7 protein-coding genes are annotated in these 23525 nt (G+C 47.4%); all 7 read right to left on the bottom strand.

The window, feature by feature from the left end; genetic code table 11:
• On the bottom strand, positions 1-8085 hold an 8085-nt coding region (locus tag JNG37_RS04980), incomplete at its 3' end, for a CshA/CshB family fibrillar adhesin-related protein (RefSeq protein ID WP_202848237.1).
• A 296-nt stretch (positions 8086-8381) separates the two neighbouring features.
• Positions 8382-8783 carry a Mini-ribonuclease 3 gene (locus JNG37_RS04975; RefSeq protein WP_158456528.1) on the bottom strand — a complete coding sequence of 134 codons (402 nt, stop codon included), beginning with the start codon at positions 8781-8783 and terminating at the stop codon, positions 8382-8384.
• Positions 8776-10119 carry a cysteine--tRNA ligase gene (gene cysS / locus JNG37_RS04970; protein ID WP_158456526.1) on the bottom strand — a complete coding sequence of 448 codons (1344 nt, stop codon included), beginning with the start codon at positions 10117-10119 and terminating at the stop codon, positions 8776-8778. The genes JNG37_RS04975 and cysS overlap by 8 nt, the downstream gene beginning before the upstream one ends.
• Before the next feature lie 8 nt (positions 10120-10127).
• Positions 10128-10304 carry a hypothetical protein gene (locus JNG37_RS04965; protein ID WP_172044427.1) on the bottom strand — a complete coding sequence of 59 codons (177 nt, stop codon included), beginning with the start codon at positions 10302-10304 and terminating at the stop codon, positions 10128-10130.
• A 31-nt stretch (positions 10305-10335) separates the two neighbouring features.
• The gene (cysE, locus tag JNG37_RS04960; RefSeq protein ID WP_024384138.1) at positions 10336-10953 is read right to left on the bottom strand and encodes a serine O-acetyltransferase; all 618 of its coding nucleotides are present in this window, start codon (positions 10951-10953) and stop codon (positions 10336-10338) included.
• A gap of 53 nt (positions 10954-11006) precedes the next feature.
• Positions 11007-13226 (bottom strand): polyribonucleotide nucleotidyltransferase, encoded by a 2220-nt coding sequence (gene pnp, locus JNG37_RS04955; protein WP_032511700.1) that lies wholly within the window; start codon positions 13224-13226, stop codon positions 11007-11009.
• Positions 13227-13441: 215 nt separating this feature from the next.
• Positions 13442-23092: a beta-N-acetylglucosaminidase domain-containing protein gene (locus JNG37_RS04950; RefSeq protein ID WP_158456524.1), complete on the bottom strand. Its 9651-nt coding sequence runs from the start codon at positions 23090-23092 to the stop codon at positions 13442-13444.
• Between the last annotated feature and the right edge of the window lie 433 nt (positions 23093-23525).

Genomic DNA, 23525 nt, shown 5'->3' with positions numbered 1-23525 from the left:
AGCCACCTTGTCACTTGGGTCATAACCGAAGGCATCGCCTGTCAGACCCTGTAAGGTCACGGTGTCCACAACAACTGGTTGGTCTGGATTGGTCACATTGATAAAGCTGATGCGACCGGCCTGCTTGTCCTTCTCATAGAAGATTGGGCTGTCCTGACCTGGGTTGCTTGGCACTGGTGGGAGGTAGTAGCCCTGGCTTGGGTCTGCTGGATCCACCGGTGTCAGTGGCACTGGTTGAGATGGGTTGTCTGGGTTTGGCACAACTGGCGTCAAGCCCGGTACGAACGGAATGATTGGTCGGTCTGTACCTGGAACAGTTGGGTCTGTTGGGTGGTTCGGGTAGACAACTGGTGGGATTGGATCGAATCCATCTGGTACACGAGGGGTCCATGAACCGAGTGGGCTGTAGATGACAACCTCATCAATGTCTTCTGAATTGTATTTGACTGATTTATCCTTGGCAATAGAGCCCAGATGTACTTCTTCCCCATTCGCAGTAGCAGTTGTTGCAATATAGCCTTTAACTACCGGAATCGGGCTACCTTCTACCACTGCATCGACCGCTATCCAATCTGAGTAAGTTACTACCTTGCTCACATGATTATAGGTAGCTGTTCGAATGAATTGAGCTGTTGTTGGAGTTGGACTAGCTACCAATTCTGTTCCTTGTTGGTCAGTAAATTTCACCCGTCGCGTCACCGTCTCTGTCAAGTCCTCCAAGACTGGGCTAGTTGGATTATTTGGATCAACTGGCTTGCCGGGTTCATGCGGATCATTTGGCTGGATAGTAGTGAGTTTCGCTCTCAGGATGACATCGAAATTCTGGATATTATTTTCAACACTATCGAAGAGACGCTCTTGTGGACTAGCTGCTGTAAACGCATCTGAAACCAATTCATAACCCAATTGTTCGAAGGCGCGAATTCGGTCTGTAGTTGTGTAGGCAATGTCTTGTTCTGGGTGACCTTCTAGGCTATCCTTCGCTACTTCAACCGTTGTCGTTCCAGCTTCTAAGCGGTAGGTGATGGTCGCCAACTGCTTGCCATTTTCTCGGTAGATGACAGTAATCACCTCATCCGGCGCAAGGGCATCCACGCTAGTTTTTTCCGCCACTCGAACTTGATCAGGTGTAAAGTTTCGAATTACTGGCGAATCAACTGCCTTGAATTGATCATCAAGGCTTGTCCATGCCTCGTAGGTCACAACCTTAGTCACCAAGTTTACCTGAGCTTTTCGCGTATAGTAAAGCGTTTCACTATGGGAAGGTGCAGCTTGACTGCTGTCAGCATAGACATAGTGGATAGTGCGGGTCACAGATTCCTTCAAATCAGAGGCTGTCAATCCATCTGGGTAGCTTGGCCCGTTTGGCTTGCTTGGATCAACTGGATCTCCTGGGTTTTTCGGATCTGTTGGAACAATCGTCACAACCGTTTCCTTAAAGCTTACTCGGAATTCCTGGTCCTGATTGCTATCGGTATCATAGAAGCGACCAGTATCCAAGCTATAACCATCTGTTACAAGTGTGTAGCCTTCATTTTCCAACTGGGCAATCGTAGCCTGGGCACTATGTTCAATGCGGGCTTCTGAGTCACCGGTCAATCGAACAGCCGGCACCAAGTCTTGCTCAGTTCCATCCAATACATAACGAACAACAGCTGTCTGCTCAAGCGCACGGTAGCGAATATCCGTCGGCTGTGTTGGATCTGTTGGAACAGGAGGTAGGTATAGATTGGTTACAGGATCTTTTGGTAAATCCTGTCCATCTGGACCTACTGGGATAAAACCTTCATGAACTGGAATGCCCGGAGCTGGAGTTGGATCAGCAGGTTTAGTTGGATCCATTGGATGATTTGGATAGGCAATCGGTGGAACTGGATCCTTGCCTGGCGGTGGTGTAATGCGCCATTCTGACAAGGACTTGTAAACCACGCGCTCCACGATATTGGCTGCCAATGGTAAAATGTCAATCGCTTGTTCTGTATCTTTCGGCGCAATTGCCTGATCATTGCGGCTCGCTTCTGTTGCTACATAGCCTGTTACTACTGGTAATGTCCTACCTTCCAAGGTCGTATCGGCATTCTCAGCTACCCAAGGTGTGTAGATCACTTGCTTGGTTACATGGTTGTAAATGCCTGTCCGTTCATAACGTACGCTTGTCGTAGCACTTGTTGTACCTGGTGCTACTTGTCCATCAACGGTGTCCAAGTGGTAAGAAACTGTGCGGCTAATCTCACTGGTCACGGCCTCCCACTTCGGTCCATTCGGATTAGAAGCATCTACTGGTGTACCTGGAGTCTGTGGATTGTCAGGAGTCGAACTAGATGTGCGCTGTACCAATTCAAAGACAAAGTCTTGAGAATTATCTGCGATGGTGTCAAACACGCCATCCTTGCTATAGCCATCACGGTTGGTCACTTGGTAGCCCATTGAACTATAGGCTGCTTCAAGGGCACTTGTGTCATAGGCAAATGGCTCTGCGGTCTTCCCAACTAGAGGAACTTGGTTCAATTGAACAGGTGCGTCTGGCTTGGTCACATCTACAAAACGAATGCTTCCTAACTGACGATTCTTACGGTAGACAATCCGAATCTCGCTATCAGGAGACAAGGCCTGAACATTCTCCTGAGCTGCAACTTCAGCCTGGTCTGGCGTATAGCCTGCTTTTTCAGGGGTTGGCACCAAGTCAAATTGATTGTCCACTGATTCCCAAGGACCATACTGAATCGCCTTGGTCACCACGTTTAGGGTAGCTGTCCGGGTAAAGACAAGTTCTTCACGAACCGGATCACCAGCCTCCGTACCATCTTCATAGAGATAGCGAATCACTCGAACCACCGTATCCTTCAAATCCGATTCCTTCAAACCGTCTGGGTACTGAGGGCCATTTGGATCTGTGCTGACAGGTGTATTTGGCTCTTTCGGTTCATTTGGTCGGATAGTGATGATCTGCTCCTTGAAGATAACTTCAAAGCTTTGGTGCTGTAAGCTATCCAGGTCAAATACTGGTGATGGGACGTCTGTAAAACCATCTCGTACTAAGACATAGCCTTTTTGTACCAATTCAGCAATCCGCGCGCTTGTATCGTAGCTAATAGGACTCGCACTTGGACCTGTCACCGTATCTGTCGGTGCCAGAACTGGACCATTTTCCAACTTGTAAGAAATACTTGCTTGTTGCGTATCTGCTGTATAGACCACAAGCTCTGTGATGTTCTCACTCAAAGATGTAACGGTGCGGTCCTGAGTCGTTGAAGCAACAAGAACCGCTTGTCCATTTTCAAAGGCGCTCGTCGCAGTATAGCCTGCCAAGACAGGTAGTGCTCGGCCTTCCAAGACCGTATCTGCCTGGTCTGCTACCCAGTCCGTATAGGTTACTTGCTTGCTCACAAAATTATAAGAGCCCGTACGTTTGAAGGTGACGCTAGTTTCTTGAGTCGGTGCAGCTTCCCTGCCATCCTGACTATCATACTTGTAGGAAACCGTTCGTGTGACAGTCTTCACCACAGCTTCCCAACGTGGACCAGCTGGATTGTTCGGATCGACTGGGTCACCCGGGTTTTGCGGTCTATCTGGCACAGACTCAACAACCTTTTCTTTAAAGACAATGTCCCAATTCTGGTCTCTGTCAAGTTGATTGTCAAAGGTCTTGTCAGACTCAGCAGCGAAATCATTTCTCACTAAAACATAACCACGTTGTTCCAAGTCAGCAATGCGGGCGCTTGGATCGTAACTAATCGGGCTACCAGAGTGGCCAGTTTGACTATCTTTGGCTAATTCTGTGCCTGACTCTGTCTTAAAGGTAATGGTTGCTAGTTGTTTCTCATTTTCACGATAGATGACTGTGATAGACTGGTCATCAGCTGTAGCTGCAACCCCTGTCTCTTGCAAAACTTCTTGGAGGCTAGCAGTGTAGTTGGTCAAGCTAGGCGAAGTCACAGCTGGGAAGTCCGCATCTGTGCTTGTCCACTCAGAGTAAGAAATATCTCCAGTCAACGGGTTGGCAGTTGCTGTGCGGGTAAAGTGTAAGGTCTTCTCAGAAGGCTCAAAAGCTTGACTACCGTTAGCATACACATAGCGAATGGTACGCGTCACTGTTTCTGTTAACTGATCTTCTGGAACCTCAATGACCGTTGGAGTGTAGAGAGTCGTCGCACTTGTTCCATTAACATCCGCAATCTTAACAGTCACAGGATTTGCCTGTCCTACGAAGTTTTGATCAGGGGTGAATGTAATGGTACCATCATCCATCAAGCGATACTCACCTTGGTTTTCCACACGAACCGTTCGAACATCTTGACCACCTGCATCGACCAGAGTCAAGCTGGCCTTGTTCAAGTCCACTACTTCCTTCACAGGATCGTAGTTGCGATCACCATCTAAATCCACCTGACCTGGTGTAAAGAAGTCTGGACTAGAGGTCTGTACATCCCCTTTCAAGCCATAAGTCGCCTGTGGACGACCAACTGGGCGTGCCTCCACCACAATCGCGGTATAGGTTGTTGTAGCAAGACTACCATTGCTGTCTGTCATTTGCACCTTGACAGCTGTTGCTGGACCAATAAAGGTAGCTAATGGCACAAAGGTGATGCTACCATCACTTTCCAGACGATAGGTGCCCTGACCTGCTATTACAAGTTCTGTTACAGGGGCATTTTGTTCATTGAGCAGGGTCAAGCTAGAGCCAATCAAATCTGCAACACCAGATGGAGCTGTAGGAGATTTGGCAAAATGAACACGACCTGACTGTGTTTTCCCTTGCAGACCAACCGTTGTCGCAGGTTCTGCAATCGGTAAAACTGGCATGATGCTTGGTGTGTAAGTTGTTCTGGCTTCTGCACCATTTGCATCTCGAGCAATCACTTCCGCAGGTAACAATTCACCAACAAAGCGTTTCCCAGCGTCATTTGGCGTGTAGGTAACCATACCTGTTTTGCCATCGATGGAGTAGGTTCCCACGACAGTCTCAACACCTGCCACTCGTGCATAGGCATTGGTTGACTCCACTTCTTGGTTGGACTTATCAATCAGTTTTATTGGATATTTTGGTTGTGCATCGCCTGCAAGAGTTTGGCCTGAAGCATCGACAGTATTTCCCATCGGAACTGCTTGAGAACCGGATACGAACTCAGGACGGCCTGTCTGCACTTCACCTTGCATCTTAACAGAGATGGCAGGCGTGCCTGTCGGAGCAATGGCAACAACATGCGGAATGTAACGACCATCCATTGTCGAAATCTGCTCGGAAGTATTTTCTAAACCATTGTCAATAGTGGCAGCAGTCCAACCTGTCGTATATGGTTGACCATTGCTATCCAATACCGTCGCTGTCCGGCGGACGCTGATCCCTTTTGCTTGATTGACCTTGCGGCCATCTGCATACTCTGTGATAAATCCTGGATCCGGCACAAAGGTAACTCGTACATCCTTACCGACAGCCTCGACCTTATACTTCCCTTCTCCCTGAACATAGAAGAAACCTTGATTATCCAAACGATCACTACCAACTTCTCGGTTGTCAGCATCAACCATCACAGGTGCAATCGTCGTGTCAATCGTCGCTCGAATGTCTGAGTAAGTTTCGCTACCAAAGGCATAGAAGCGAAGAGTTCCTGTTTGGCTCTGCCCTTGCACATTGCGAGTTTCAACCTTTTCACTACGTGGTGGGTGCGTCAACTGAATCTGGAAGTCTTCTACCTCACCAGAATAAGCTGGCAAATCAGGTGTCAAGATATCCTGACGATCAATGGCAATCCGCAGACGAACTCCCAACTTGTGCAGGTTTTCATCTGAAATCTGCTTGATATTGGAGAATGTCAGGGTATGTGTCCCCTTGTTAGTAATTGCAAGAACGCCTGAATTTTCATCCTTATCAAACTTGCCGTTGTTGTTAAAGTCAATCCATCCCTGAACATAGGCTGTAGCGTTGGTATTTGGATCTGCTTCAAATTGTAGGCTGTAGGTGCCATTATTGGAATGATGGAGGGTATAGTTGTTGTTCTTCTGAACATTTTTCCCCATCAATTGGTTAGGACCCTCATCCCAAGAAGAGATCAATTCATCCTGCACCCAAGAAGCAGCTCCAGGTGGGATAGCTTCTGGAACAAAGTCGATGTCTCCACGAGTGGTTCCTAAATATGGGTGCTTGGTTGCATTTGTAATCTGGATAGTATGAGACGGACGACCATAGGAATCTGGCGCATCCCCAAAGTCCGCAACCACAACCCCAATCATGGCAGACTGACGACCACGTGAAGCGATATACATACCTACTTCGGTCGCATTCCGTGTAAAGATCAAGGGAGTTGAGTAACTCAAGTTAGTTGTAGTACTTGGCATGCGGTTGCTGACTGGACCAAATACCTGGGTTCCAATGCCATCTACATAGGTGATTCCTGTCAATCGATCACGAAAAACTTGTTTAGCAGTTGAGATGGAGCCTTTTTGGATAACTTCACCCTCACTATTTACAACATCTTCAGTCCCCTTGTTCAAATAAAGAAATCTATTCCAGCGTTCTCGCCAATCTGGGGTGGACATAGTATTGTTGGTCCCTTTAATATAATCTAGTCCCCAGTTAACATCTGCATCACCATTTACCTTGTAAGAAGAGGTTGTGGTCGAATTCGACAGTTCTCCTAAGAGTTCAAAACCTTCACCATTGGTAGTGTAAATTTCAATTTCGTTAACTTTAGCTTCTTCACCGGACATAAAGACGAAGTTGAGAGGAACTTCATTTCCATTATAGGTTGCCCTACCACGGAATTTGACTCCAACGTTTCCACCATCTTTGTCAGATTGCAAGGTTACTGCCTTGTTCCCAAAGTTTAATCCCTGTTGTCTTACATGAGACCATGTAGGATCCTGTTTTACCGCAATGATATGCGCCTCTGTACCATCCTTAATATTGTGGTTTTTACGATCAGGGTTATAGTACTGCTCCTTGTCAGTCCCCTTCACTCGCTCATGGTAGATTTCAGTCGCTTCAAAGGGTTTCAGTTCGATAACTTCCAACTCGACCACATAGCCTGGAGCCAATTCCTTGCGGAAAACAGTCCCGACTTGAAGCGATGGTGCCATCACATTACCACCTACTGCTTGGTTGCGCACTCGCCCAGTATTGAAAATCGTTGTTGGATCCGAGAAGTCAATCCAGGTAATCTGGTCAAGCAGTTTGTCCTTGTTTCGGTTGAGGAAGTTTTTGTAATGCTCTGTCCCTGTATAGACCGTCACATCTTCACCCTGAGTGGTGTTTGTCGTCGCACGGAAACCTGTACCTTCTTGAGGAGCAGTCTGTTCCTCCTCCTTCACCACCAAGAAACGGTAAACTGCTGTAGTCTCCTCAGTTAAAGTCTGAACCTGGTGGTTGGCTTGACCATCCACCAGTCTATAACCTGCAGGTGGTTGAGCGGTCATAGAAAAATCAACTTCCGCACGCTCCTGTGTCGTCTCCACATAGAGGGCATGCGGTGTTCTTGACACTCGTTTACCAGTATCAGCATTGACATACTCAATACTGTAAACAAGGTGAGCCTTCCGTTTTTCAGGTTCTGGCTCTGCTTCAGGCACTTCTTCTGCAGCGACCTCTATAGACTCGTCTGCCTTAGCCTCTGTTTCTTCAGCAGGAACAAGCGCTACAGTTTCTTCTATCTTTCCATCACTTGTTGCAGGAGACTCCGTTTCCGTTGCAGCTCGAGACAGATCTAGACTTGGTAGTACAAGGGTCTCTTCTGATTCTGTACTTTCTGTACTTGCTTCAGAAGTGATATCGATAGGCGTAAGACTCTCTACAGCCTCCGGGGTTGGGCTGACAGTCTCAGTTGGAAGAGCTGATGCCACTTTTTCTGCCTCTAAAGGCACCGCAGTCTCGATGACTTCAGCAGTCCCAGCACTTTCAACTTCTACCGTCACAGCTCCTTCTTGAGGCTGAACCTCATCTGCCTTGGCCAAGGAACCTGTTGCCAAACTCGCCAAGGTAACACCTAGCAAGACACTAGCTGCACCAAAATGGTATTTGCGAATCGAAAAACGCTGTCGTCTACTGAACCAATCAAAACGTTTTTTTGAATGTTTCGTCGAACTAGACATTTCCATTCTCCTCTCTTATATATTAATATATTAGGCTCTACACCAGTTTCCATTAAATCATAAAAAATACACAAATTCAAGTGGTTTGTCCAGTTATTAATATGTAAAAAATAGATGAAAAACATACATTCCTTACAAATAGACTTATATTTATTAATGCATCTTTAAAGTTAGAAAGATATAAGAAAAATCTGGCAATATATACTTATATTTATAAGAAGAAATGAATAAAATTACAGAAAACGTTTTCTTAAAAATCTTGTCAAAAAAGACAAAAAAAATAAGGCTAGATAGCCTTATTTTGTCATATCAATTGTCTCAATACACCAGCCCACCAGTTCATCCAGGCGTTCCATCTGCTCGGTCATGTGCAAATAGCCCAAAACCGCCTCAAAACCTGTGGACATCCGATAGGTGACTACGTCCGCATTCTTAGCCTTGGTGTGACTGTTGGTGTTGCGACCCCGTTTATAGATTTCTTCCTCTTTTTCTGTCAATAGCTGAGCTTCTAAGAGGGCAGAAATCAGGCTTGCCTGAGCCTTGGCCGAGACGTATTTGTTAGCCTCACCGTGCAATTGATTGGGCTTGGTCAGCCCCTTGAAAATCAAGTGCCTTCTGATATACATGGAATAGACAGCATCCCCTTCAAAAGCCAGGGCAATTCCATTGATGAGATTGACATCTACTGCCTTAGTCACGTGTCCACCTCACACCATCCTTGGTATCCAAGAGCTTGATGCCCTGGGCTGCCAATTCATCACGAATGCGGTCTGCCGTCGCAAAGTCTCGATTGGCACGCGCCGCTTGACGTTCTGCTATTAAGGCTTCAATCTCGCTGTCCAAGACTTCTTCTTCAAAGACGATGCCAAAGACGGCGAGCATTCTGCCAAAAGCTTCTTTTACAGTTTCATCGTAGTTGCCTGAGTTGATCCATTTGGCAAAGTCAAAGATAGCCGTAATCCCATTTGCCGCATTGAAATCATCATCCATTGCCGCTTCAAAGGCCGCCAAGTGTAATTCAAGACCTGACTTATCCACAGAGTTTTGCACAGGTTGTGTATAAGTATTTTTTAGATATTTAAGATTGATTTCCGCATCTGAAATAGCCTTCTCAGTGTAGTTGAGTGGACGGCGGTAGTGCTGGGTAGATAGGAAGAATCGCAAGACCTGACCGTCAATTTGTTCCAACATATCATGGGCTGTCAGGAAATTACCCAAGGACTTGGACATCTTCTCATCATTGATATTGAGCATGGCATTGTGCATCCAGTAGTTGGCAAAGGTTTGACCTGTTTTGCACTCAGACTGGGCGATTTCATTGGTATGGTGGGGGAACTCCAAGTCCGCACCACCACCGTGAATATCAATGGTATCTCCCAAAATCTCTGTCGCCATAACCGAACACTCGATATGCCAACCTGGACGACCTGCTCCCCAAGGACTTTCCCAAGACACTTCACCTGGCTTGGCAGTTTTCCACAGGGCAAAGTCGAAGGGGTGTTCTTTGAGTTGACCTTCTCCCTCCACCCGACCAGATGCACCAGCCTCTAAGTCTGACAGGGTTTTATTGGCCAAGCGAGCATAATTCTCAGCCTTTTCCACTCGGAAATAAACATCGCCAGCCGCTTCATAGGCGTACCCCTTGTCAATCAAGACCTGCACAAAATCAATGATTTCATCCATGTAGTCAATAACCCGAGGATTTTTGGTAGCTGGTTTGACACCTAACTTTGCCACATCTTCCTTGAAAGCTGTGATAAACTTATCAGACAGTTCTTTGGTTGTCATGCCAGCTTCATTAGCAGCTTTGATAATCTTGTCATCCACATCCGTAAAATTGGAGATATAGGTCACATCAAAACCACGGTATTCAAAATAGCGGCGGATGGTATCAAAAGCCACGACGCTACGGGCATTTCCGATATGGATATAGTTGTAAACCGTCGGACCGCAAACATACATCTTGACCTTGCCCTCTTCCAAGGGCACAAAGTCACGCAAACTGCGGGTCATGGTATCGTAAATTTTTATCATGCTTTCTCCTACTTTTTCTTCCGCTGGATCCAAAGCAAGACCAGTCGGATCACCCAAAAGATTGCCAAGGCAGCCCAGATATGACCGAGCCCATAGGACCCCTGGCTATAATTTAAAACAGCCAACACAATGGCCAAAACCAAATTGACTGGATAGAGCCAGTCGCTTCCTTTAAATGCTTTCATTTGTTACTCCTTTTGCACCCTTGGTTCAATCCTACAAATGCGACGAATGGTGGCTGGCTTCTCTCAGCTCTGCCAGTTTGGTGGTGTAGTGTTCACGGCCATCTTCCATGTCATGAATGACCTTCTCATCTTTTTGACCGTGTACACGGACAATTTTAGCTGGCATACCGACCACTGTCACATCTGCTGGAACATCGGCTAGGACAACGGCAGCTGCACCCACTTTAGCATTTTCCCCAATCTCAATGGGGCCAATCACTTGAGCATGGGCAGAGACAAGGGCACCTTTTCGAACGGTTGGATGACGTTTGCCCGTATCCTTTCCTGTTCCACCAAGCGTTACGCCGTGGTAAAGCATGACACCTGATTCGATAATAGCGGTTTCTCCGATAACCAAACCAGCTCCGTGGTCAATGAAGACCCCCGAAGCAATCTCGGCGCCTGGATGAATCTCAATATTGGTCCAAAAGCGCCAAAATTGGCTGTGCATCCGAGCCAGGAGTTTAAAGCCTTTTTTCCACATCCAATGGGATAGACGGTGGGCAGCCAATGCCTTGACACCTGGGTAGGTCAAAAGAACTTCCAAGGTCGTCCGTGCTGCCGGATCTTTTTCTTTTACAATCTCAATGGTGTCCTTCCACCAACCCATAGTCACTCCTTCTAGCGAGAAGACAAGCCCGCTACCGAACTTGTCTACTCAGCTTATTTCTTTTCAACCTTGTGGAATTTGAATTCACCAAAGTTGTTATCTTTTTTCTCTTTGTTGTCTTTGTGACGGCGTGGTCTGTCAGAACGCTCACGTTTTTCTGGCTCCACATAACCTTCTGGTTTTGGAAGAAGAGCCTTCATAGAAGCATCGACACGGCCCTTGTCGTCAATCTTGATAACCTTGACATCGACAATGTCGCCGATTTCAACTAGGTCTTCTGGTTTATTGACACGGGTCCAAGCCATTTCAGAAACGTGGACCAGGGCGTCTGTCTTGTCAAAGAGGTTGACAAAGGCACCGAATTTCTCCAAACGAACCACTTTTGCTTGGAAGACTTCGTCCACTTTTGCTTCACGAACAAGACCTGCAATGATTTCCTTGGTCCGTTCAATCGCATCGCGATCTGGTGAGAAGATCGCCACAAGACCGTCTTCGTCAATATCGATTTTCACGCCAGTTTCTGCAATAATCTTATCGATGGTTTCGCCACCCTTACCGATGACAATCTTGATCTTATCTACATCAATCTTGATAGTGTCAATCTTCGGTGCAGTTGGTGCCAAGTCAGGACGAACTTCTGGGATTGTCGCTTCGATGACATCAAGGATTTCAAAACGTGCCTTTTTAGCTTGTGCCAAGGCTTCTTCCAAGATTTGCGGTGTGATACCGTCGATCTTGATGTCCATTTGAAGAGCTGTGATACCGTCACGGGTACCCGCAACCTTGAAGTCCATGTCGCCAAAGTGGTCCTCAAGACCTTGAATATCGGTCAAGACGGTGTAGTTGGTGCCGTCTGAAATCAGACCCATGGCAATACCTGCAACTGGAGCCTTGATTGGCACACCACCTGCCATAAGGGCAAGGGTACCAGCTGTGATAGAAGCCTGCGATGAAGAACCGTTTGATTCCAAGACTTCTGCTACCAAGCGGATAGCGTAAGGGAAGTCCTCCAAGCTAGGCAAGACTTGCTCGAGAGCACGCTCACCAAGGGCACCGTGACCAATCTCACGACGGCCTGGTGCACCGTAGCGACCAGTTGAGCCCACTGAATATTGTGGGAAATTGTAGTGGTGCAAGAAGCGTTTCTTGTACTCGTCGTCCAATCCGTCGATGATTTGGGTTTCACCCATTGGAGCCAAGGTCAAGACAGAAAGAGCTTGCGTTTGACCACGAGTAAAGAGGCCTGAGCCATGAACGTTTGGCAAGAAGTCCACTTCTGCATCCAGCGGACGAATCTCATCGACACGGCGACCGTCTGGGCGGACCTTGTCTTCTGTAATCAAACGACGAACTTCTGCGTGCTCCATGAGTTCCAAGATTTCATGGACATCACGCATGATGCGGTCGAATTCTTCGTGCTCAGCGTATTTTTCTTCGTAGGCTGCGATGACCGTTTCACGCACTGCATTGGTCGCATCTTCACGGGCCAATTTTTCTTCTACCTGCACCGCTTTTTTCAAATCGTCATTGTAAGCTGCGACAATCTCAGCCTGCAATTCTGGGTCCACTTGAAGAAGTTCCACATCTGCCTTTTCCTTGCCAACTGCTGCCACGATTTGATTTTGGAAATCAAGGAGTTCTTGAATAGCCGCATGACCTTTCAAGAGGGCTTCCAACATGATGTCTTCTGACAATTCTTTGGCACCAGACTCTACCATGTTAATGGCATCCTTGTTACCAGCTACTGTCAAGTCAAGGAGAGACTCTTCCATTTGAGCCTTGTCAGGGTTGATGATGAGTTCACCATTGACATAGCCGACCTGGACACCTGCGATTGGACCGTTGAATGGGATGTCTGAGATTGCCAATGCCAATGAAGAACCAAACATGGCTGCCATTGGAGCAGAGGCATCCGGATCGTAAGAAAGCACTGTGTTGATGACTTGAACTTCGTTACGGAATCCTTCCGCAAACATTGGACGGATTGGGCGGTCAATCAAACGAGCTGTCAAGGTTGCATCGGTTGACGGACGGCCTTCACGCTTCATCCAGCCACCTGGGAACTTCCCTGCGGCGTACATTTTCTCTTCATAGTTGACTTGGAGCGGGAAGAAATCACCCGTCGCCATTTTCTTGGACATAACTGCCGCTGTAAGGACTGTGGAGTCGCCATAGCGAACAACAACCGCACCATTGGCTTGTTTGGCAACCTGACCAGTTTCAACGACCAATTTCTTGCCAGCAAAAACCGTTTCAAATACTTGTTTTGACATGAATGTTCTCCTAATTGTTAATTTACGTGTTTTCTACAAAGTTCAACCCAATAGAATTACTGGATTCAGCTTTGCACAAAACCACGTATCCAGATTATTTTACCATAATTTTACCTTTTTTTCCCATAGAAATCCCTCTTCTAACGAAAAAATAAAGAAGACCAGACTAGGGTCTGATCTTCTTTTTCATTGGGAAGAGATTTGGGGCTGTCCCCTTATTCTTCTCTGCGTTTTGCACGCGCAACCAAGCCAAGTGTCGCAAGTACACTGAGCCCTGTAAGGAGATAGGACTGGTCTTGACTGCCTGTTTCTGGCAACTGAGCTTTGGAAACAGCTGCTTTGGTTTCTTGAACGGTAGCTGATTGGCTAGCAGCTTGTGGGGCTAGCGGTTTTCTACCAACTTCTAGGATTTCATCCTGTGCTTCTTCCAGCACCATGGTATGGACAATGCGTTGGGAAAGAACAACTCCATTCTCAGTGACTACCTGAACAAAGACACGCTCTTTACCTACTTTACCTACCTGTACCAGGCGAGTCACTCCGACTTGCAAGTCAGGATTGTCAAGCCCTTGACGACCATAGCCCCGTTCTCTTTCGAGAATATCCAGGCGTGGTTTTTCATGAGTCAGAGACAGGAGGCCACTTTCTGGCTTCACAGTCCATACCCACTCATCTGAACCTGACTGACTCGTCTCACCACCTGGCGTTGGCTGGTCTGGCTGGCTGGTCTCGCCGCCTGTCGATGGTTGGTCTGGCTGGCTGGTCTCGCCGCCTGTTGATGGTTGGTCTGGCTGGCTGGTCTCGCCACCTGTTGTTGGTTGATCTGGCTGGCTGGTCTCACCGCCTGTTGTTGGTTGATCTTCAATTGGAGTTTCTTGATCAATTTCCGCATGATAAGTAGATAACTCATAGAGCTCTGGACGTCCACCAGTCCATGACAGGTCAAGATCCAGCAAGTGAGCTACATCTTGTCCCAGGACAAAAGTTTGAAGACTATTGGTTACTGACCCCAACTCAACCCATTCAGGGCCAGCATCTTGGCCTTGGCGAATCACACGAGCTCGTAGCTGAACACTAGCCCCTGTTGGAAGACTAGAAATCAGTTTCACATGGTTGACCTCTGTTTTTTCAGACAGATGGTAAACAAGATGTCCCTGATCCTTAGCCGGTTTGTAGGAACTGAGTACCTTGCGGTCCACTAAGTTGGTGTAGAGGTTCTTGGCAGCTTCACCACCGTCTCCTGTTACAGTTGGATCATTGATGGTTTTGACAAATTCACCATCATTGATGACCATTTCTGTGAAGCCTACGAAGCGGTAATCGTAGTTGGCGGTGAAATAAATGCGGAGATACTTGGCATTGACAGGTGTTTCCAGGCTACCTTCGATATAACGGTTGCCTGGCAGATTCGAATCATGTGTCCAACCGTCTCCCAGAGAATCATCCCTCGAAGCATTGGCCTGACCATCTCCGACTGTCACAATATCTACCCAATCCTGGCCGTTTTGGCTGACCTGAATCTTGCCATCACGGAGGTAGTTCTTGGTGCCATCTTGGATATAGGCACGAATCTTACGGATTGGTCGCTGCACACCCAGTTCTAGGACAATTTCGCCCCCCTGGCGTGGAACATCTGCAAATTCGACAAAGTTATTGTAGACTCCATCAAAGAGTTGATCTAGGTTCTTGATCCGACGAACATCATTGTTGCCATAGACTTGGTTAATGCCTAAGGTCGTTGATTTCAACTTATCTGGATGGATTTCCTTAGTTTCAACCAACAATTCTGAACTACCAAGGCCCTGACTAGTCTGTCCCTTGTTGATGAGTCGGATATAGCGAGCCAAAGGTTGCTCGGACAACTGGTCAAGCTGGTACCATTCAACTGCGTTTGGTGAATAAACCAAATCCAATTGACTACCTGTTGCTTGCAAGGATTCCAATTCGTGGAGGCGGTCTAACTTGATGCCCACAAAGTCGCCTGGCGCTAGCTGAGTAGTTGCAGGCAATGGTAGACGGTAGGAACCAAGTGTCTCAAAGACTGGACTATTTTCCAGACTGGCGATACTTGTTTCAACCATGTCTCTGCGGCCCTCATTGGTCTCTACTGAGAAGTCCTTGATACGCCACCATTTTGGCAGGTTTTCCGTGTTGCGTACACGGATGTATTGGGCTTCAAATTCTTGACTGACTTCTTTCAGCTGCTCGCCAGAAAGGGATGTAAGATTGGTCCAGTCGGTTCCGTTGACAGAGTATTCCAAGACACCTTTGTTAAGTTTGTCCCCTGTTCCCTGCGCCAAACGAACCTTGCTGATTGGTTTCACTTGGCCTAGGTCAAGCTGTACCCAAGCCTCGGCAGGTGTGGTATCCCGTTGAGGGCCAGCTGTGTTGGCATTAGCAAACATTGCTTCTGTCGCATCATTGCCATCTTTGATTTGGGCTTCACTGGTTTGTCCCTTGTAAACCAAATTATTACTGTGGGTAATGGCCACACTTGTCTGGCGACTGGCTTCTAATGGCTTGTTGACAGCAATATCACGAATACCAAACCAAGTATTGGCCTTATCGCTTGTCGCAATCATCCGCACTGCTTTTGCCTTCAGACCCAAGTTAGAGAAGGTTAAGAGGGCTTCACTACCTGTGTAAGTATGACCTGGGATTGGTAGCCATTCTCCGTCTTCTGTCTGGTATTGGATTGCAGCAGCTGAGAAGGTGTCACGCAGGTTGCTGACAGCTCCCATGGCAAAGGTCAAGCTGTCCAAATCGATGGTCTTGTTGAATTCCAAACCAACATAGTCACCTGTCGAAATGGTATTTGGATTCTTGAAGAGGAGTTGAGTCGATAGGTCACCGTCTAGGATATTGGCTACACTTCCTTCTGCTCCTGAGCGATTGGTGATCAATCGGCTATTGATGCGGTCTGGATAGAGCTCTGACTCGACTTGACCTGCAAGGAATTCCAAGAGGTGCAAGATAAATGGTCGGATATGCTGCACGCCCAGCTCTGCTTTTTCATAATGGTTCACATACCAGAAGGTATAGCCTTTTGATTGTTCATAGAGTTTCAATCCTTGGTGGTAATTGTTCCACAATTGATCCGCCTGGTCACTTCCGATAAACTCGGTAGCTGTCAAAAGGGATTCTAGGGCATCCATCTGGTCAATGGTATTATCTAGCCAGTAATGAATCTGATTGCGCATCAGCTCATTGCCAGACTCCTTATAGAGTTGGGCTGCGGCCTTCAACTTAGCAAATTCCGCCCGTAATTGGCGACGGTCTTCTGTCAGATCCTCTCCCGCTTCCAACTTGGTACGGAAGGCAGTCAGTTTCGGTGCCAATTCAAGGGATTCTTCCAATTTCACCACACGGCCATCCATATTTTGGTTGATCATGTGCTTGCCCAGTTCTCTAAAGGCAAGGGAGGTCTCCGAATCGGTAAAGCGGCCTGTTTCAACAAAGTTGAAGGCAATGTCATTGACACGTTTGGCAGCTTCTTCTGACTCCCAGATATTCCATGTGTATTCAGCAGCAGAGAAGAGGGCGATCTTAGATGGCTCTGATTGCTGCATTGGGTTGAGCATGATACCACCAATTAGGCTGGCATCAACATTTGGCTGCAGGAATTTCTCGCCGCCACCAAGAATCAAGTGCTCTTTGGAGTTATCTGTACATGGCCAGTTGATCCAGAGTTGAACAGGACGATAGGTCTTGCCTCCCTGACTCAAATTGGTGCTCAAGGTTGTCAGGAACTGGTTGGACACTTGTCCCCAGATACGGCCACCTGTCACTGTCAGGCTAGCACTTTCAGGAAGATTTTCATTGAGCGAACGCAATTCTGCTTCATCCCCGTCTCCCCAGTATTCATGCGGTACAAAGATCATCTCCTTGCGCAAACCAGAATACTGAGCCTGCTGGCTTTCCAGCCATTGGGTCAGATCCGCCATGAGACGGTTGTAGCTTGCAAATCCGCCTGCTGGATGACGGGCATCGTCTGCCAGGATACCGAATTCTCTCACACCAACGTCCATCAATTGGGTAAATTTCCGCTTGATAACCTCCAGATCTTCTCGATAATGGTTCTCATCTCCAAAACGTACACTATTGTGCATGAATGGATGGAGGGTCCAGACATAGCGGGTCTTATTTTGGTTCCCCACACGTGCCATCTGACGAATTTCTTCTAGCTTGTCTTCTGGATAGAGTTCACGCCAGCGGCTGTTGTGGTATTCATCATCTTTTGGTGCAAAGAAATACTGGGTCAGCTTGAGGTCACCACCGTAGCGCATCAATTCCATGCGGTCAGCTGTACTCCAAGGGTTGCCATAGTAACCTTCGATGAAGCCACGGTTTTTAATGTCTGCGAAGTCTTCTACATCTACTTCACGCAGAACTGGAGCTGGACTGTCATTGAGCATGTGCTTCAAGGTTGTCAAACCAAAGAAGACTGCATCTGTGTCCTTACCAATGACTGAAATAGCATTGTCTTTGACCACCAAACGATAGGCATCAATCTTATCAAAGAGCTGGGCAGTACGTCCTGCATTAGCCTGATGACTTTGGGCCAAACCAGCCTGACCATGAATGCCAATATAGATATTGGTTGCACCTTCCACCGCACTTGTGCTGGTTGCATACGAAATCTGGTGGGCCTGCAAGGTATCTTTGAGACGATTACGAGTATAAATATCCACTCCTTGCCCAATGACCAGGTTGACACGGCCGTTTAGGGCTACCAGTCCGTCACCATAGGTCACCGTTTGAGGGGTAGGAAAGACTTGATAGTTCTTATTGAGATAGTCCTCGCTCGCCAAGGCCGCCGCAATCACTTCTGCACTAGCTGGGCGAGTTGCATCGAACCGATCCGCAGTCTCAACCGTTCCATCAGAGACTGTTTCTGCCTGACCTGCTCGAATGGTAAAGTTAAGGGAGACAATTCCTGTATAGCGGCCCAAACCGGTCACTCTGACACTTGCCTGACTGCTGGTGCCTACTTGTCCGATATTGTCACGATAGTCGAGACGGTAGTCTTGATTTTCAACCAGGGTAACCCCGTTGACTCTAACTGTAGGCTTCGGTGTCAGGGCTTGACCTGTATAGGCATATTCTTGACTTGCTAGGCGGACATGGTCACTTGTCAGAGCAACTGCTTCTACTTGACCCAGGTATTCGCTGACACGAATCTCGCTGACAGACATAAAGCGATTTGGACGACCACCATCTCCTAAGGTGTTGACAGCCTGTAACTTGATATAACGAGCGCTAGTTGGATCAAAACTTACTTCCTGCCAATCACGGTTATTCTCATCAAAGCTACCTGTTTTCACCGATGTCCATGTGCGGTTATCTGTGCTCACTAAAATGTCATAGCTAGTGACCTTACCGTTTGGATTTCCATCCTGACGATGGCGGTAAGCCAAACCATTTAGCTGGCGAACTCTGCCTGTATCAACTGTTAACCAGAGGTTACTGATATCTGTTCCTGACCAGGCAGAGTGCCAGTGGCTGTTCAAGTTAAAGTCTTTGGCATTATCCACCGCTTCGCTAACTCTATTTTCCACAGAACCCGCAGTAAGGGTCATCTCCGACCGCTCAATGTAGTTGCGACCTTCTGTTGTCGGACTATCCGGTACAAAGGTCAAAGTATAGGTTTCTGACTGGCTACCATCTTCAGATGATGTAACGATTTTCACCGTATTGTCAGCTGTTCGCAGAACGGTCACTCCGACATTATTGGTACTGTTACGAGCTGTGATATCCCCACGACCTGATACTGTCATATTGTTGGTGATAGAGGTACCGCAGAGGACTTGGTTGCCGATTTGAATCTCATTGATGCTGGCATCACTCGACTTGACAAATGCCTCAAGGGCCGTCTTCAATTCCAGCTCAACAATACCGACAGACGTTTTGCGACCAGATAGAACCTCGTCAGAATTTTCAACTGTCACCTTAAAGATTTCAGCTGAAACTGGCCGATCCAAGCGATAGGTTACCTTGGTCAAGCCGTTGACTGGTTTTGTCTCTGTCACGCGATGAGCGGCAACTGTCGCTTCTGCGCTAGAGCTTGTCTGATAAGAGAAGGTCACTGACTTAGGCTGACGAAGAGACCAGTTGTCTCGGTGGTAGTAGATGGACACTTCTGCGATGTTTTGCGCAGTATCATATACAAAGCTAAGCGTCGCTGTTTTGCGGTCTGCTTGGGCGGCATCGTAATTGGACCAGATGGTTTCGTTTGCTCCACCATCGTTGTTGGCAGAAGCCTGCAAACCACCGTCAACAATAGCCATCAGGGTATCCGACTGAAGATTTTGCGGGATATCCTGCTCGATACGGGTTGCTTTTGGTGCAACGTTGCCCCCGATAGTGACCGCACGGTTGCCCACACGCACCTTAGCAATTACTGGAAGTTGATCGCCCAAAACATTTGCAACTCCACGCACCTCGATGACCCCTTCTGTTCGCAACTGGTCGTCACTTGGTTGGGTCCAAGTCACTGGGAATTGCGATGAGAGCAAGGTACCATCTGCCAAAAAGGCTTCGACCGTCTGTGGTAAAACCAGTGGTGATCCGATTTCAACCGCGGTGGCTACATTTTTAATTGCCGCAACCTGATCGATAACAGAAATCAGCAAGGATACATCCAAATCCAGGTCTGCAACACGAGCACGAGCTGTCACCGTGTCTTCTGTTGCCAATTTCTCTCGAATAGCAGCCTTATCAAAGCTGACAGCCTTCTCGGCCTCGCTACCATCTTGGAAGCGAACTGTCACGCTGGTTGGCAGATTCACTTCTGCCCCACGTTTAATATAAATATTTTTAGATAATTTGTATTCCTTAGCCTTGTTTGCTGCTTGGTCTGCCTGACCTGTCACTGCAAATTCAACCGTTGAAGCAGTCAACCCATCTGCACTCGCGGTTACAGAAACCGTACCGCTCGCACCCGTCATCTGGACAATAGCCAAGACCTTACCGGCAAATGCCTTGCGGTTATCTGCCTGATAACTTTGATGGTCCATAGCATTTCCGTTATCCATGGCTACCAACTTAGCTGGTCCGCTGACAGAAATGGATACAGGGTTGGCAGCATTGACAACGAGATTGTTATTGGCATCAACAACATCAATCTCGATATAAGCTAGAGAATGGTCTGTCACAGCTTGATCCACCTTAGCAACCTTGGCAAGGAGCTTGCTGGCTGCACCAAAGGTTGAATGCTGACTGCTACCGACAGTCCGTTCAATCACATTTCCCTGAGCATCATAGGCAATGGCCTTGATGGTGCCTGGCTGGTAGTCAACCTGCCAGGTCAGATAGAGATTCTTATGAGGGGTGCTACTCTTGTCTGCACCGTTGTAAATTTTGTACTTGTAACCAGCATCTGTCGTAACTTCTGTGAATTCCTTGGTTCCTAAATCACGCTGCGTTCCATCTGGGGCAATGTGAACCAACTGCACCTTGGCTGCATTGGAATAGACGACGACTTCAACACGGTTGTTGCTATCTTTTTGTAAGACTGCGTCATTCCAAGCAGGAAGGACATGGAGCGTCGTGTCGTCTTGTTTCCATTGGCTCCGGTAGAAATAATAGGAATCTTTAGGGAAGCCCGCCGTATCAACAATGCCAAAATAAGAACTCTTTGGCGCTGGCCAACCATGTTGGGTACCTGGACCAACTCCATTCCACGGAGTTGGTTCTCCAAGGTAGTCAAAACCAGTCCATACAAACTCACCGGCTACAAAATCCCGTGTGATGACATCATACCAGGCCTGACTAGCTGTGTGCCCCCAGTTAACATGGCTCTGGTCATAGGCTGTCCGCTGCTTGTCTGAACGACTGGCATTTCCTTTGATATTGTAGACCCCACGGCTATTGACAGATGAAGCCGTTTCTGAACCATAGATAATCCAGTTAGGATGGTTGGCTTTGCTTTCGTCGTACTTGCTACCATCGGCATAGTTGTAACCGACAATACCACGCACCGTTGCATTGTTTAGGGCATCACCCATACCAACCGCGATCCGATCCCCATGTTTGAGTTTGTTATCACCGATAGTAGCCGGACGGGTTGGGTCAACTTCATTGATCCAGCCAATCAGACGATTGATGACCGATACATAATTGCTAGCACTACCGCTAATCCCTTCAAGCACTTCGTTTCCTGTTGACCACATGATAATGGACGGATCGTTGATACCGCTCTTGACCATCTGTTTCACATGGAATTCCGACCATTGCTGGTCCTGGGCACGGGCACCGACTAGGTTTTCTGCTGTTGTGCCAATTGTACGATTGAAGAATCGAGAATAGTCATTAACGTTGGAGTTTTTCGGCCGTTCCCAAGTATCAAATGCCTCATCAATCAAGAGCATGCCCATTCGATTGGCAATGTCTTTCATGGCACGAGCGGCTGGGTTATGGGTCACCCGAACCGCATTGACACCCATCCCTTTGAGAATTTCAAACTGGCGTTCAATGGCATCATAATAGGCACGAGCTCCTAAACCGCCCTGGTCATGGTGCATGGAAACCCCTTGTAACTTGAGCTTCTCACCATTTAACTTAAAGCCAGAAACATTGTCGAATTCAATATAACGGAAACCTGTCTCCTGATCCCGACTCTGTACTACTGTTGCACCATCAAGAATTTCCGTCCGTACGATATAAAGATGAGGGTTGCTGACAGACCAAAGTTTGAGGTTATTAATATCAAACTCCGTGCGAATCTTGCTACTGGTTTGGCTAGAAATAGTCGTCAAACTGCTAGTTTTCTCAGCTACCTTTGTTCCGACCTTGCCATCTGCCAACCGCTCAAAGAGGCTGGTTCTCACTGTAACAGCCGCAGACTGACTACCAGCATTTTCTAATGCGGTCACAACTTCTACCCGACTAGCTGTACCTTGACCAGTCTTCGACTCCTTGAGGTTGGGACTGGTCACAACCACTCCGTACTCCGCCAAATGAACCTTAGGTGTCATATTGAGATGGACAGAACGGTAGATCCCGCTTCCTGAATACCAACGTGAACTTGGAACAGGGTTAACAACCTTGACAGCAATGATATTTTCTTCATTTGCCCGAACATGGCCTGTCAAATCAAAGGTAAATGGACTGTATCCATTTGGATGCACACCCAAGGAAGTCCCGTTAATGAAGACCTCGGTCTCCATGTAGGCACCATCAAACTGCAATTCAACACGACCTGCCGCAACCTCTTCTGATACGGTAAATGCCTTGCGGTACCAGCCAGTTCCTCCTGGCTTGTAGCCACTCTCAGCCTCACCCGATTGGGTATAGTCCTGAATCAAACTAAAGTCGTGTGGCAAATCCAAAACCTGCCAGCTTGAATCATCAAACTGCTTGGCAGATGCACCAGCAGTCTCCCCCAAGCTAAATTTCCAGGCTTGGTCGAAATTGACCTGTTGGTCCACCTGGTTATAATGGTGGATGGTCGTCCAGCTAGCTGGCGCCACAACCTGATCTTGGGATTGAGCTGTTGCTTCTCGAGTCTCACCACCCTCACTCTCATTCGCTTGAGGAAGGTCCGCTGCAGGTGCCAACATCGGCTCTGCAGCCACTGCTTCAAGCTCTGTCACAGACTCTGAGCCATCATCTTGCCCCACCTCTCCCCCTTCGGAAAGAACTGCAGGTGTTTCTTCCACAGCTTCTTCCTCTGGAATGACCGGCAATTCTTCTGTCTCATCGGTCACCAATTCTAAGGATGGATCACTCGCCTCTACTGTATTGGCCTGAACCATCTGACTGCCGAACAACATACAACCCACAACAACAGAAGCTGTACCAACACTTAGCCTCCGAATTGAGTAGCTGTATCGCTTGTCAAACAAGTCTTTTGAACTACGTTTCATCTAGTCCTCCTTTACTATTTTTCGCTTATGTAAGCGCTTGTAAACTTGTATCAAGCATATTATACCTCTTTTTTTCTTGTATTTCAATATATTAATATTTTCAAAACCAAACATAATAGAAAACAAAAAAAAGAACCTGAAAACAGGTTCTTTCTGAATTGTTAACACGAACTTCGTTCGCTTCATTTCCAACCTCCAACAGTCTATCCCCAGACTGTGCTGAAACGAACTTCGTTCGCTTCATTTCCAACCTCCAACAGTCTATCCCCAGACTGTTGGAGCGAGCTAAAATCCTAGTGCAAAATATAGATTGTCTTGCGACAAGTCGCTGTGACAATCTCCTTTTCGCTTTTGAGTTTCATGGCTCAAACCTTTCACAGTCCACTGGACTGTGAAACTCATACGGATTTTTTGCGTTCTCGTATCTTGAGCA

The organism is Streptococcus suis (assembly GCF_016775005.1).
Taxonomy (GTDB): Bacteria; Bacillota; Bacilli; order Lactobacillales; family Streptococcaceae; genus Streptococcus; species Streptococcus suivaginalis.
This window is presented reverse-complemented; position numbering and strand designations above follow the sequence as displayed.

Coding starts and splice junctions, on each gene's coding strand:
- cysS (WP_158456526.1), bottom strand. CDS start 10,119: ATGATAAAAATTTACGATACCATGACCCGCAGTTTGCGTGACTTTGTG.
- cysE (WP_024384138.1), bottom strand. CDS start 10,953: ATGGGTTGGTGGAAGGACACCATTGAGATTGTAAAAGAAAAAGATCCG.
- JNG37_RS04965 (WP_172044427.1), bottom strand. CDS start 10,304: ATGAAAGCATTTAAAGGAAGCGACTGGCTCTATCCAGTCAATTTGGTT.
- JNG37_RS04950 (WP_158456524.1), bottom strand. CDS start 23,092: ATGAAACGTAGTTCAAAAGACTTGTTTGACAAGCGATACAGCTACTCA.
- pnp (WP_032511700.1), bottom strand. CDS start 13,226: ATGTCAAAACAAGTATTTGAAACGGTTTTTGCTGGCAAGAAATTGGTC.